The sequence below is a fragment of the Synechococcus sp. GFB01 genome (assembly GCF_001039265.1).
GTDB lineage: Bacteria > Cyanobacteriota > Cyanobacteriia > PCC-6307 > Cyanobiaceae > NIES-981.
Map to the genome: position 1 here is coordinate 1 of NZ_LFEK01000002.1, position 12,630 is coordinate 12,630.

At 71.2% G+C, this 12,630-nt stretch carries 10 protein-coding genes and 3 pseudogenes; 7 read left to right on the plus strand and 6 right to left on the minus strand.

The annotated features are described in order from the left end of the window. Positions 1-800, minus strand: a pseudogene (gene ruvB, locus SYNGFB01_RS00230) (Holliday junction branch migration DNA helicase RuvB); the annotation flags it as partial. A gap of 76 nt (positions 801-876) precedes the next feature. Here ruvB and smpB point away from each other — a divergent pair. Then, positions 877-1,377, plus strand: a complete 501-nt coding sequence (gene smpB / locus SYNGFB01_RS00235) for an SsrA-binding protein SmpB (protein WP_048016448.1) — start codon at positions 877-879, stop codon at positions 1,375-1,377. A 153-nt stretch (positions 1,378-1,530) separates the two neighbouring features. Here the strand turns inward: smpB and SYNGFB01_RS13915 are convergent. From SYNGFB01_RS13915 to SYNGFB01_RS00245, 3 genes and pseudogenes are all read right to left on the minus strand, one after another. Further along, positions 1,531-1,665 (minus strand): annotated as a pseudogene (locus SYNGFB01_RS13915) (glycosyltransferase family 1 protein); the annotation flags it as partial. Between the two features lie 58 nt (positions 1,666-1,723). Beyond that, complete coding sequence (locus SYNGFB01_RS00240; RefSeq protein WP_048016449.1) at positions 1,724-2,443, minus strand: heme oxygenase (biliverdin-producing); 720 nt, start codon at positions 2,441-2,443, stop codon at positions 1,724-1,726. A gap of 79 nt (positions 2,444-2,522) precedes the next feature. Continuing rightward, positions 2,523-3,008 carry a hypothetical protein gene (locus tag SYNGFB01_RS00245; RefSeq protein ID WP_048016450.1) on the minus strand — a complete coding sequence of 162 codons (486 nt, stop codon included), beginning with the start codon at positions 3,006-3,008 and terminating at the stop codon, positions 2,523-2,525. Between the two features lie 83 nt (positions 3,009-3,091). Between SYNGFB01_RS00245 and SYNGFB01_RS00250 the strand changes: the two are divergent. The 5 genes and pseudogenes from SYNGFB01_RS00250 (at position 3,092) to SYNGFB01_RS00270 (ending at position 9,156) form a co-directional block, all read left to right on the plus strand. Next, positions 3,092-4,518: pseudogene (locus SYNGFB01_RS00250) on the plus strand (NADP-dependent isocitrate dehydrogenase). 67 nt (positions 4,519-4,585) lie between these two features. Beyond that, a complete protein-coding gene (locus SYNGFB01_RS00255; protein WP_048016451.1) occupies positions 4,586-5,938 on the plus strand; it encodes a (Fe-S)-binding protein in 1,353 nt (450 codons plus the stop codon). Between the two features lie 7 nt (positions 5,939-5,945). Continuing rightward, on the plus strand, positions 5,946-6,704 hold the full coding sequence (locus SYNGFB01_RS00260) for an NYN domain-containing protein (RefSeq protein WP_048016452.1): 759 nt from the start codon (positions 5,946-5,948) through the stop codon (positions 6,702-6,704). After that, positions 6,697-8,124 (plus strand): APC family permease, encoded by a 1,428-nt coding sequence (locus SYNGFB01_RS00265; RefSeq protein WP_048016453.1) that lies wholly within the window; start codon positions 6,697-6,699, stop codon positions 8,122-8,124. The genes SYNGFB01_RS00260 and SYNGFB01_RS00265 overlap by 8 nt, the downstream gene beginning before the upstream one ends. A 21-nt stretch (positions 8,125-8,145) precedes the next feature. After that, entirely contained in the window at positions 8,146-9,156 is a 1,011-nt protein-coding gene (locus tag SYNGFB01_RS00270) for a lytic transglycosylase domain-containing protein (protein WP_082325770.1), read from the plus strand. Here the strand turns inward: SYNGFB01_RS00270 and SYNGFB01_RS00275 are convergent. Then, positions 9,120-10,532 carry a four-carbon acid sugar kinase family protein gene (locus tag SYNGFB01_RS00275; protein ID WP_048016454.1) on the minus strand — a complete coding sequence of 471 codons (1,413 nt, stop codon included), beginning with the start codon at positions 10,530-10,532 and terminating at the stop codon, positions 9,120-9,122. The two genes, SYNGFB01_RS00270 and SYNGFB01_RS00275, sit on opposite strands and share 37 nt — an antisense overlap. Positions 10,533-10,549: 17 nt before the next feature. On the opposite strand from SYNGFB01_RS00275, the gene SYNGFB01_RS00280 reads away from it, so the two are divergent. Continuing rightward, positions 10,550-11,722, plus strand: coding sequence for an FAD-binding oxidoreductase (locus SYNGFB01_RS00280; RefSeq protein ID WP_048016455.1), 1,173 nt, complete (start codon positions 10,550-10,552; stop codon positions 11,720-11,722). Here SYNGFB01_RS00280 and SYNGFB01_RS00285 read toward each other — a convergent pair. Then, the gene (locus tag SYNGFB01_RS00285) at positions 11,637-12,596 is read right to left on the minus strand and encodes an alpha/beta fold hydrolase (RefSeq protein ID WP_082325772.1); all 960 of its coding nucleotides are present in this window, start codon (positions 12,594-12,596) and stop codon (positions 11,637-11,639) included. The two genes, SYNGFB01_RS00280 and SYNGFB01_RS00285, sit on opposite strands and share 86 nt — an antisense overlap. Positions 12,597-12,630 lie beyond the last annotated feature (34 nt).

Below are 12,630 nucleotides of genomic sequence, written 5' to 3' on the forward strand. Positions count from 1 at the left end.
GCCGCCCACGGCGGCCACATCCCGCACGCGGCGGAGCAAACGGTTGGCGATGCGGGGGGTGCCGCGGCAGCGCCGGGCAACCTCCAGGGCCGCCGGACTCCAGATCGAGATCCAGGAGCCGGCCGCCGCAGCACGATCGCCTGCAGATCGTCGAGCCCGTAGAACTCGAGCCGCTGGATCAGGCCGAAGCGATCCCGCAGCGGCGAACTGAGCGAGCCGGCGCGGGTGGTGGCCCCCACCAGGGTGAACGGGGCGATCGGAAGGCTGCGACTGCGGGCGGTGGTGCCCTTGCCCACGGTGAGATCGAGGCGGAAATCCTCCATCGCCGGGTAGAGCAGCTCTTCGGCCACCCGGTTGAGGCGGTGGATCTCATCGATGAACAGCAGCTCGCGCGGCTGCAGATTCACCAGCAGGCCAACGATGTCGCGCGGGCGTTCCAGCGCCGGGGCGCTGGTGATGCGGCAGCGCACCCCCAGCTCCTCGGCCAGCACCAGGGCCATGGTGGTCTTGCCGAGGCCCGGTGGGCCGTAGAGCAGCACGTGATCGAGGGCCTCACCGCGACTGCGGGTGGCCTCCACGGCGATGCCCAGCACCTGCCGGAGCTCGCTCTGGCCGATGTACTCCTGCAGCCGCCGCGGCCGCAGCGAGTCGGCAGGGAGGCCATCGGCCTGAAAGGAGTCGGGCTGGCCGAGCTCAGTCACCTCCGGCTCGGCCGCATCCACCAACCGCGCTCCAAGGAGCCGCTCTGCACCGGGCTGTCCTGAAGAGGGACGGCCTGAACCGGACGACACGATGGCCATGAGAGGAGGGTACCGGCAATGCCAGGCGCTGGGGGGCCTCTAGGGTCGATCCGGTGCAGAGATGAGGCCGGCAACGATGGCGAAAGGCGGAGCAAAGCAGGCCGCCGCCAGGGCCCGGCGTAACGCGGCCAATCGCCTGCTGGCCGACAATCGCTTCGCCCGGCACCAGTACGAGATCCTCGAAACGCTGGAATGCGGCGTCGAGCTGCTCGGCACCGAAGTGAAATCGATCCGTGCCGGCCAGGTGAATCTGCGCGATGGTTTCTGCCTGGTGCGCAATGGCGAACTGCAGCTGCACAACGTGCACATCTCGCCCCACAGCCATGCCGGCGCCTATTTCAACCACGACCCGCTGCGGGTGCGCCGGCTGCTGGCCCACCGGCGCGAGATCGATCGGCTGCGCGGCGCCCTCGATCAGAAGGGCCTCACCCTCGTGCCCCTCAACATGCACCTGAAGGGGTCCTGGATCAAGGTGACGATCGGCCTGGGCAAGGGCCGCAAGCTGCACGACAAACGCCAGGAGGAGCGCCGCAAGCAGGACGCCAGGGAGACCCGGGCCGCCATCGCCCGGCTCTGACTCTGGCCCGCTGGAGGCTCAGTTGACCGGCGGCGGCGGCTCCGGCTGGGGCTGGGGTGGCGGGTGGTGGCGGTAAAAGCAGGTCCGGCGATAAATGGAGCGGACCTTGAGGCGATGACCGAGTTACAGACCTTCCGATGCGGTCCTGGCTNCCTCCCGCTGCCGGTAAGTCACGAGCTGGGTGGGCACCAGGTCGTGGAGCAGGCGAGCCGTCTGCTGCTCCACGAGCAGGCCGCCGCAGCGGTAACGACCGCTGGTGCCAGGCACCAGGAAGCGGAGGGGGCGCACGCAGCAGCTGGAGCCGGACCGGCCGACTCTGGCGCAGGTGAAGGGTGGTGGCAGCCCCTCAGGCGGCCACCACCTCGGTGCTGCCGGCCCGCTGGCGGCGGGTGAGGAAGCCGAACAGCACCTTGCCGATGGCGGCGATCAGGTTGCCCTCCAGCTCCTGGAACATCTTCATGTTCAGGTGGAAGGCGTGGTTGGCCTCCGCCACGATGCGATCGGCCGTGGCCTGATCGATCGGCAGGTTGTCGAGGGTGGCGCGGTAGTTGGTCTTGAAGCCCTTCTCGTCGGGGATGGCGTCGAACTCGTAGAAGCGCAGGCCATCATGCTCGCCCAGGTTCATCGCCTTCTGGGCGATGTTCTTGAGGATCTGACCCCCGGAGAGATCACCGATGTAGCGGGTGTAGTGATGGCCCACCAGGAGTTCGGGAGCTTCCCGGGCCACCTGGTGGAGGCGGGCCACATACTCCTGGGCTGCGGGCGTGGCCGTCACGGCGCTGCGCCAGTCGGCACCGAAGTAGAAGGCGAGATCCTGCTCGAGGGCCTCGCGGCGGTTGAGTTCGGGGAAGCCCACCGGCCCCACCACCGGATGGCCGGCGGCGCGCAGCCTGCCGATCTCCTCCTCCATGGCCGAATACACGAAGTAGAGATCGGCCACCAGCGTGCGATAGCTGGCCTTGTCGACCACCCCCTTGAGGAAGCAGCTCACAAAACCGGTGTTCTCCGCCATGGTGTGGGACTTCTTCGTCCCTTCACGCAACTGGGAGGCGAGGGCGACAGGCATGGCCGGGCGGGAGCGCAACGGGAGCGAAGGGAAAAATTAGGCGGGCCCTCCGCCACGTCGGCGTCAAGGTTGCGAAGGATTACGCCGCCCGGCCCTCATCCTCGGCGCCGGGGTCGCGGTCGGAGGGATGCAAAGCACCGCCCGGGGGCGCCTCAAAGATGTCGAACAGTTCCCGGCAGACCTGGTGCAGCCGGGCCACCACCCCCGGCTCGGGCAGGTGCTGGCCACTGGGCTGCCAGTCGCCCACCGTGGCCAGCCGCCAGCGCTCCGATTCGTAGGTAAGGCCACGGATCACCACCCCGAGCAGCCGGGGACGCCCCGCGACCGGCGCCCCCTCCAGCCGCAGCTGCACCAGCATCGAGCGGCACTGGTTGCGGGGATTCCAGCCGGGAAAGTGAAACGAGAGATCCACGCTCTCGGCCTCGGCCCAGGCGCGGGTCTGGGGATCGTCGCGCCAGGGTGTGAGATTGGCGCGGGCGTCAGGGAAGTGGGTGCGGAAGCGCACCGCCGCCGCGGCGATCGCGCGGGCCAGTTCCAGTGATCGGGCCTGGTCGGCGGCGTTCATGCCGTTTCCCCTGAGCAGAACCGCGGATCCCTGAAACCTAGGCTCGCCGGACCATTTCCGCCGCCACCGGTCAGCAGCAGCCCATGGCCAGCTACGAGAAGCTCAGCCCCCCCACCCAGGGCACGCCGATCCGCTTCGAGAACGGCCAGCCGATCGTTCCCGACGATCCGATCATCCCGTTCATCCGCGGCGACGGCACCGGTGTGGACATCTGGCCCGCCACCCAGAAGGTGCTCGATGCGGCCGTGGCCCAGGCCTACGGGGGCCAGCGCCGCATCGAGTGGTTCAAGGTGTACGCGGGGGACGAGGCCTGTGAGCTCTACGGCACCTATCAGTACCTGCCGGAGGACACCCTCACCGCCATCCGCGACTACGGCGTGGCCATCAAGGGCCCGCTCACCACACCGATCGGGGGCGGCATCCGCTCGCTGAACGTGGCCCTGCGCCAGATCTTCGATCTGTACTGCTGCGTGCGCCCTGCCGCTACTACCAGGCACCCCAGCCCCACAAGCGTCCCCAGGACCTCGATGTGGTCGTGTACCGCGAGAACACCGAGGACATCTACATGGGCATCGAGTGGGAGGCCAGCGATCCGGTGTGCGTCGAGCTGATCCAGCACCTCAACGACGTGGTGATCCCCGCCAACGGCAAGCTCGGCAACCGGCGCATTCCCGAGGGATCGGGCATCGGCATCAAGCCGGTGAGCAAGCACGGCACCCAGCGCCACATCCGCAAGGCGATCCGCCACGCGCTCGGCCTGCAGGGCAACAAACGGCACGTCACCCTCGTGCACAAGGGCAACATCATGAAGTTCACGGAGGGCGCCTTCCGCGACTGGGGCTACGAGCTCGCCACCACCGAATTCCGTGATGTCTGCGTCACCGAACGGGAGAGCTGGATCCTCGACAACCTGGAGCGCGATCACTCGCTCAGCGTCCAGGACAACGCCCGCCTGATCGAACCCGGCTACGACAGCCTCACGGCCGAGAAGAAGGCGGCGATCGATGCGGAGGTGCGGCACGTGCTCGACACGATCGGCGAGAGCCACGGCTATGGGAAGTGGAAGAGCATGGTGCTGGTCGACGACCGCATCGCCGACAGCATCTTCCAGCAGATCCAGACGCGGCCGCAGGAGTATTCCGTGCTGGCCACCCTCAACCTCAACGGCGACTACATCTCCGATGCTGCCGCAGCCGTGGTNGGGGGACTGGGCATGGCACCGGGAGCCAACATCGGCGACAGCGCCGCCATCTTCGAGGCCACCCACGGCACGGCGCCCAAGCACGCCGGCCTCGACCGCATCAACCCCGGCTCGGTGATCCTCAGCGGCGTGATGATGCTCGAGTACATGGGCTGGCAGGAGGCCGCCGACCTGATTACCCAGGGGATCAGCGCCGCCATCGCCAACGGGGAGGTCACCTACGACCTGGCCCGGCTGATGGAGCCGCGGGTGGAGCCGGTGAGCTGCTCCGGCTTCGCCGAGGCCGTGGTGCGCCACTTCGGCGGCTGAGCATGCAGGCCGGGCAGACTCCGTTGATGACCCTGCCCGGCCTACCGCCAGGGCCGCAGACCCGTGCGTGCACTGCGGCTTCTGCCTGCCCACCTGTGCCAGCTACCGGGTGCTGGGCACGGAGATGGATTCCCCACGGGGCCGCATCCACGCGCTCAAGGCGATCGAAGCCGGCGAGCTGGAGCTCGACGCCACGGTGGCGCGGCAATTCGACAGCTGCCTGGGCTGCTTCGCCTGCGTCACGGCCTGTCCGTCGGGGGTGCGCTACGACCAGCTGATCGCCGACACCCGGCCGCAACTGAATGCCCCTGAACTCCGCACGCCTGCCCAGCGGGCCTTCCGCCGGTTGCTGTTCAGCCTGCTGCCCTACCCGAAGCGGCTGCGGGCGGTGCTGGCCCCACTGCGGGCCTACGCCGGCACCCCGCTGCAGGCCCTGGCACGGCGCAGCGGCCTGACCCGCCTGTTCGGCCCGCAGCTGGAGGCGATGGAGCGGCTGCTGCCGCCTCTGGCGGCGGATGCCTTCCGCGACGGTTTCCCCGTGGTGCTGCCGGCGCTTGGGCAGCGCCGGGCCCGGATCGGGCTGCTGCTGGGCTGCGTGCAGCGGCTGTTCGATCCTGCGGTCAACACGGCCGCGATCACGGTGCTGCGGGCCAACGGCGTGGAGGTGGTCATCCCGCCCGACCAGGGCTGCTGCGGCGCCGTGACCCACCACCAGGGGGAACTGGGGCAGACCCGGCAGCTGGCGCGCGCCGTGATCGAGAGCTTCGAGGCGGTGGTGGGCCCGGGCCGACCGGCCGGCCCCGAACCGCTCGATGCCGTGCTGGTGGCGGCATCCGGCTGCGGTCACACGCTCAAGCAGATCGACGCGATCCTCGCCGGGGAGCCCGGCTGGAGCAGCCGCGGCAGCGCCTTCGCATCCCGGGTGCGCGACGTGCACGAGTTCCTTCACGAACTCGGCCTGAGCGAGACCTTCCTGGCCTGCCTCCAGCCCCTGCGCCATGGCGATGGGACAGCCGCCACGGCCGATCACCCCCTGCCGGTGGCCTATCACGATGCCTGCCACATGCTGCACGGCCAGGGCATCAGCGTGGAGCCGCGCGAACTGCTGCGCCGGATTCCCCATCTGGTGCTTCGGGAAGCCACCGAGGCAGGGGTCTGCTGCGGCAGCGCCGGCATCTACAACCTCGTGCAACCGGAGGAGGCCGCCGCCCTGGGCCGGATCAAGGCCGACGANCTGATCGGCACGGGGGCCGAGCTGGTGGCCAGCGCCAACATCGGCTGCAGCCTGCAGATCCGCCGGCATCTGGAGGAGGCCGACCAGGCCCGGCCCGTGCTGCATCCGCTGCAGCTACTGGAGCTCAGCTGGCGGGCCGGCTCCGCAGACACCGCAGAGGGCAGCGCAGAGGGCAACAAGCCATGAACCGCCGATGAACCGCGACGCCCCCAACCTCGCCGTCCTGATCGATTCCGACAATGCCCAGGCGGCCGTGATCAGCGACCTGCTGGCCGAGGTGGCCCAGGTGGGCACCGCCACCGTGAAGCGGGCCTACGGCGACTGGACCACACCGCAGCTGGGCAGCTGGAAGGATGTGCTGAACGTGCACGCGATCGTGCCGGTGCAGCAGTTCAGCTACACGAGCGGCAAGAACGCCACCGATTCAGNCCTGATCATCGATGCCATGGACCTGCTGCACAGCGGCCGGGTGGATGGCTTCTGCCTGGTGTCGTCGGACAGCGACTTCACGCGCCTGGCCACACGCATCCGCGAGCAGGGGCTGCTGGTGATCGGCTTCGGGGAGCGCAAGACGCCGAAGGCGTTCGTGGCCGCCTGCGACCGATTCCTCTACACCGACATTCTGCGGAGCTCCGCCGGCGGCGCCGGCCCGGCCGGCGCCCAGCAGCGATCGGTCGACAACAGCGATGACCAGACCGACGCGGTGCCGCCGCTGCGCCCGTTCCTGAGCGAGGCGATCACGGCGGTGACCCAGGATGACGGCTGGGCACCGCTCGGCATGGTGGGCAGCCTGCTGCAGAAGAACGACCCGTCCTTCGATGCCCGCAACTACGGCTTCCGCAAGCTGAGCGAACTGGTGAAGGCGCAGCCCTACCTGAAGGTGAAGGAAGTGCCGATGGCGCCCGGCAGCCAGCAGATGCACCTGTTCGTGCGGCTGGCCGGCCATGGCTGAGCCCGGCCAGGGCCGCCTGCTCCACATCCTGGGGCTGGGCTTCGGGCTGGCCGGCGCCGTGGGCGGCACGATCGGCGCCGGCATCCTTCGCACCCCAGGGCTGGTGGCGGCGCAGCTGCCGGCGATCGCGCCGGTGCTGGGGGTCTGGATGGCCGGGGGCCTCTACGCCCTGCTGGGCGCGGTCTGCACCGCCGAGCTGGCGGCGGCCCTGCCCCGGGCCGGCGGCTGGTATGTGTACGCCGAGCGGGCCTTCGGCCGCCGCGCCGGCCTGCTGGTGGGCTGGACCGACTGGCTGGCCCACAGCATCGGTCTGGCCTGGGTGGCCACCACGGCGGGCGACTACGGCCAGGCCCTGCTGCCGGCCTCTCTCCTGCCCGGCCTCGCCGACAGCGGCCGACTCACGGCGCGGCTGCTGGCCCTGGCCGCCCTGACCCTGTTCACCGTGATCCAGCTGCGCGGCCTGCGGGCCGGCAGCGCCAGCCAGGAATGGCTCAGTCTCGCCAAGGCCGGGGCCCTGCTGGCCCTGGTGGCCGGCTGCTTCCTGCTGCCGGGAGCCGACGAGGCGCGGGCGGCACTCGAGCAGGGGGCCTCCCTGGCGATCCAGGGCGACCCGCCTCCCCTGGGCCATGGTGGCTGGCAGTCCCGCGGCGCTGCCGTCGTGCTGGCTCTGCAGGCCGTGATCACCACCTACGACGGCTGGGCCAGCCCGGTGTACTTCGCCGAGGAATTCAGCCAGCCGGCCCGCGACCTGCCCCGCTCGCTGCTCGGTGGAGTGCTGGCGGTGACGGCGCTCTACCTGCTGATCAACGCCGCCCTGCTGCACGTGCTGCCGCTGCCGCTGCTGGCCAGCTCCCAGCTGCCGGCCGCCCTGGCGGCCCGGGCCCTGGCGGGGCCCGCCGGCGGCGCCGTGATCACGGGAGTGGCCCTGCTGGCAGTGCTCGGCCTGATCAACACCGTGGTGATGGCAGCACCGCGCATCCTCTACGGCCTCGGTCGCGATGGGCTGCTGCCGGCCTTCACCAGCGCGGTCAACGGCGGCGGCACGCCGGTTCCCGCCCTGCTGCTCACCAGCGGCGCGGCGGCCCTGCTGGTGCTGGCCGGCTCCTTCGAGCAGCTGCTCGGCCTGGGAGCCCTGCTCTACGTGAGCCTGCCCCTCACCGGCATCGCCAGCCTGCTGCGCCTGCGCCGCCTGGAACCGAACCTGCCCCGCCCCTTCCGCTGCTGGGCCTACCCACTCACGCCGCTGCTGATCGCGGCGGTGTCACTGGCCTTTCTGATCGGCACGGCCGCCGGAGCACCGATGCTCACTCTGGCCGCGGCCCTGCTGGTGGCCCTGGCCTGGCCGCTGAGCCTGCTGGCCGAGCGGCTGGGCTGGCTGACACCGCCGCAGCCGGCAGGGCCGGAGCTCGATAGGGTCTGAGCGACCGGCTGGCCGGCCACCATGACAACCACCCGCCTGCTCCCAGCGCTGCTCGCCACCGGCCTGCTGGGCCTCGGCGGTGGCCTCGCCCTGGGCCTCACCCCCCGCGGACCGGAAGGGCCCCGCCCCGCCGACGGTAGGGAGGCCACCAACGCCGTGCCGCAGCCAGAGCGCAGACCCGACGACGGCCCTATCCTGCCCGTCGATCCCGCCCTGCCCCGCCAGGCCGACGGGCGCCACTATCCCCTGGTGCCGACCGATCCCGCCGACGTGGCCCACCTGCTGGTGGCGGTGGAGGAAGCCCTGCGCAACCCCGCCACCGCCACCACCGCCCTGCCCCGCCTGGGCCACCAACAGCAGGTGATCTATCGGGTGCTCTCAGGCGACGACCGCCGCGCCGCGGCGGTGCTGGCGGCGCTGCCGGAGCACTGGCGGCACGTTGCCGAACTCCACCTGGCGGCAAGGCGCGAGTTCCTGGCCATGCACCGGGGCCATCCGGGCCTGAGCCGCCTGCCCGCCTGGCGGATCATCGCCCCCGCCCCGGCCGAGGAGCTGCTGGCGCACTACCGCAAGGCCGCTGCCGCCACCGGCATCGACTGGGAGGTGCTGGCGGCGATCAACCTGGTCGAAACGGGCATGGGCCGCATCGACGGCGTGTCGGTGGCCAACGCCCAGGGCCCGATGCAGTTCCTGCCGAGCACCTGGGCCCAGCCGGGCGTGGGCGAGGGCGACATCCATGACCCTCACGACGCCATCCAGGCGGCCGCCCGCTACCTGGTGCGCCGCGGCGGTCTGCGCGACATCCGCCGCGGCCTGTGGGGCTACAACAACAGCGATCACTACGGCCAGGCCGTGCTGCACTATGCAGCGCTGCTCAGGGACGACCCACGCGCCTACACCGGTCTCTACCACTGGGAGATCCACGTGGCCAGCGAGGCCGGCGACCTCTGGCTGCCGGTGGGCTACCGGCAGGAGCAGCCGATCGCGGTCGCCGACTACCTGGCCCTGGTGCCGGCCAGTGCACCGCCCTGATCCTCCAGCAGGCTCCAGGCATCCCGCAGGCTGTCGGCATCGCCGAGGTTGCCCGGGAAGGTGAGCAGCGGCAGCCCCGGCACCGCCGCATCGGCGGGAGTCAGCACCAGCGAGAGCCCGGGCAGCAGCTGCCCCTGCAGCTCCACCAGAGCCAGGCCGAGGCCGTCCTCCATCAGGGTGTGGCTGGTGATGCCGCCTTTGCTGATCAGGTAACCGAGCTGGGGCGCCAGGGCGGCGGCCAGCCGCCCCATCAGACCCGCCAGCTCCTGCCCGAGGCGGCGACGCTCGGCCGCGTGGCGGCAGGGCAGCTCACCCCTGCTGGTGAACAGCACCGGCGTGCGCCCGGCCGCCAGCACCGCCTTCAGTCGCTGAAGCCACTGCCGCTCCAGGCTGGCCAGCAGTTCCGGCGCCGCCGGCCCCTCGAGCAGCCGCGCCAGGCTCTGCACCGGCAGCTCGACCCCCTCGCAGCGGGGCTCCTGCAGCAGCCGCTCCAGCTGGTCATCCGCCAGCGGCACATGGGAACCCACCAGCACCAGCCCCGGCAGCGGCACAGCGTCGGCGCCCCGACGGCGCAGAGCCACCAGAGCGGCCGGATCCAGCGGCTGGCGGCCGATCTCCACCAGACCGTTGAGCAGGCTGGCGGCCGACTGGAACAGGAAGCGCCGCGGCCGGCCCCAGCGCTCGGCTGCAGCCGGAGCCGTGAGCTCGCGCACCGCCGCTCCCAGCGCCGCCAGGTGCTGCGGCCGCTCCGCATCCACCACCACCCAGGGATGGTGCGTCAGGCCGGCCAGACGCCGGAGGAGGGCATCGCCGCCCGTCTCCAGCTCGGCGATGGTGATCCGCTCGACCGTGGTGGCGGCGATCCGCCCGCCGCTCTTCTCCTCCACCCAGGCCGGCAGAAAGCTGGTGCTGTAGCCGAACAGGCGATCGGCACCGAACGGCGTGGTGTGAACGGCCTCTCCATGCAGGTAATGCACGCCGGCCACGGTGGTGCGGCCGCCGGGCAGAAAGGCCGGCACCAGGAAGCTGGCATCGAAGGGTCCCAGCTCTGCCGCGATCGCCTCGGCCTCCAGGGGAAAGTGGCCCCGCAGGGTGGAATCGCCGCGGCTCACGATCAGCCACTGATCCAGCTCAGCCGCGGCCTGCGCCTCCTGCAGGGCTGGCTTGATCGCCTGGCAGATCCGCCGCACCCGCTCGGCCGCCGCGGCCGGATCCAGAGCCCGGGTATTGGCCAGGATGAAGAGGAAGGGAGAGGGGTGGCGCAGTCCGGCACGCAGCGTCTCTGGATCCCAGCGCAGCAGCAGCGGACAGCTGTGCAGCGTCTGCGACCCGGTGGGGTCGTCGTCGAGCACGACGATCTTGAGGGGGGCGGCCATGGCACCATCGTGCCGTGATGCGCCCTGAGCCCAGCGAGCTGCAGGAGCTGGTGCAAGACCTGCACCGGCAGGGCATCGCCTGGCTGCCGGCGGGGCTTGGCAGCCGACTCCACTGGGGGCCGCCGGTGCAGGCGGAGCCCCTGGTGCTCAGCACCGCCGGGCTTCGGGGTATCCGCGAGCACAACCCGGGGGACTTCACGATCACCGTGGCGGCCGGCACCCCGCTGAGCGAGGTGCAGCAGGAGCTTGCCCAGCACCGGCAGTGGTTGCCGCTCGACTGGCCCTGGGGCAGCGGCGCCGCCGGCGAGGCCAGCGGCAGCATCGGCGGCCTGGTGGCCCGCGGCCTCGCCGGCGGGCTGCGGCAGCGCTACCTCGGCGTGCGCGACCAGCTGATCGGCATCGAGCTGCTGCGCGCCGACGGCACCCGCGCCCGCGCCGGCGGCAAGGTTGTGAAGAACGTGGCCGGCTACGACCTGATGCGGCTGCTCACCGGCAGCTGGGGTTCCCTGGCGCTGATCACGGCCGTGACGCTGCGCACCCAGCCCCAGCCACCCGAGCGCCGCGGCCTCTGGCTGAGCGGTGCGGCCCCGGAACTGGCGGCCACGGCAAGCTGGCTGCTGGCTTCCAGCCTCAGCCCGGAGCGGATCGACTGGCAGCAGAGCGAAGGCTCAACCGGTCTGCTGATCAGCCTGGCCAGCATCAGCAGCCAGACGCTGAGCGAGCAGATCGCCTGTGTGCGCGAGCGCGCCCAGCAGCTGCAGGTGGAGCCCCTGGGCCCCGATGCACTCCAGCAACGCGTGGCTGAGGGCCAGGCTGATCGGGCCGGCGAGCCTGCGGCATGGCTGCTGCGGCTGGGCGTGCAGCCCGATCGGCTGGACACCCTGCTGCAGGAGCGGGCTCTGGCAGCCATCCCCTGGTGCTTTGCCGCCGGCAGCGGTCTCGGCATGGTCTGGGCTGCTCGCGACCGGCTGGCGGGCCACCAGGTGGAGCAACTGCGCCGCCGCTGCCACGACCTGGGCGGCCACCTCACCGTGCTCAGCCAGCCGGCGGGGAGCTACATCCCGGCCTGGCTCGATGCCCCGTCCCGGCCACTGATCGAGGCGATCAAGCGCCAGTTCGATCCCCTGCAGCAGCTGGCGCGCGGACGGCTGCCGGGGGTTCAGCCCGCTTCCGAGGAGCCGGCCCGCTGAGGCCCGCCAGCCACTCGAGCAGGGCCGCGTTCACCTGGTCGGGCACCTCGTCATGGGGACAGTGACCCGCCTCGAGCACCAGCTCGGTGGTGGCCGCCGGGGCATGGCGCTGGAAGGCGGCGCGACGACCGGCGGCGTTGATCCAGGGATCGCGGATGCCCCAGAGCAGCAGCAGCGGACAACCCAGCTGAGCGAACAGCTCATCGAGCGGCTGACCGCGCGGGATATCGAACACGGTGCGGAACACCCCGAAGGCGCCGGCATCCAGCGACGGCCGCCGGATCGCCTCCACCAGCGCCTCATCCACGTTGGTGCGGTCGAGGTACACCTGGTTGAGCGTGCGGCGGATCGTGGCAGGGCGGCGCAGGTTCTCGAACAGGAGCCGCTGCAGCACAGGGCTCCTCAGCAGCGCCCCGCCGATCGTCTGGCGGGCGATGGCGGCCCAGCCCTGCGGTGGCGCCTGCTCATCGCTGAACGGTCCGGCGGCGTTGAGCAGCACCACGCCGGCGGCCTGCTCACCCAGGGCCACGCCGGCGGCCAGAGCGGCGAACCCCCCCAGGGAATTCCCCACCAATACCGTGGGGCGACCGATGCGATCGGCCACGTAGGCGGCCAGCTGGTCGCGCCAGAGGGCGCCGCCGTAGTGAAGACCGGCAGGCTTGGCACTGCGGCCGAAGCCGAGCAGATCGATGGCATGCACCTCATGGCGACCGGCCAGGGCCGGAATGTTGTGGCGCCAGTGGTCGGTGCTGGCGCCGAAACCGTGCACCAGCAGCACAGCCGGCCCCTCGGGCCGCTCCGGCCCGGCCTGCACCGCATGCACCGGATGACCGAGATGGCTCCAGGGCTGGATCTGTGCGGTTGGCGTGAGCACCGGAAAGCGGCATCGAGGGTCGATGCTAGGGAGA

What these genes read in the sequence shown, in the direction of transcription:
- smpB (WP_048016448.1), top strand. Translation starts at nt 877, where the DNA reads ATGGCGAAAGGCGGAGCAAAGCAGGCCGCCGCCAGGGCCCGGCGTAAC.
- SYNGFB01_RS00240 (WP_048016449.1), bottom strand. Translation starts at nt 2,443, where the DNA reads ATGCCTGTCGCCCTCGCCTCCCAGTTGCGTGAAGGGACGAAGAAGTCC.
- SYNGFB01_RS00245 (WP_048016450.1), bottom strand. Translation starts at nt 3,008, where the DNA reads ATGAACGCCGCCGACCAGGCCCGATCACTGGAACTGGCCCGCGCGATC.
- SYNGFB01_RS00265 (WP_048016453.1), top strand. Translation starts at nt 6,697, where the DNA reads ATGGCTGAGCCCGGCCAGGGCCGCCTGCTCCACATCCTGGGGCTGGGC.
- SYNGFB01_RS00270 (WP_082325770.1), top strand. Translation starts at nt 8,146, where the DNA reads ATGACAACCACCCGCCTGCTCCCAGCGCTGCTCGCCACCGGCCTGCTG.
- SYNGFB01_RS00275 (WP_048016454.1), bottom strand. Translation starts at nt 10,532, where the DNA reads ATGGCCGCCCCCCTCAAGATCGTCGTGCTCGACGACGACCCCACCGGG.
- SYNGFB01_RS00280 (WP_048016455.1), top strand. Translation starts at nt 10,550, where the DNA reads ATGCGCCCTGAGCCCAGCGAGCTGCAGGAGCTGGTGCAAGACCTGCAC.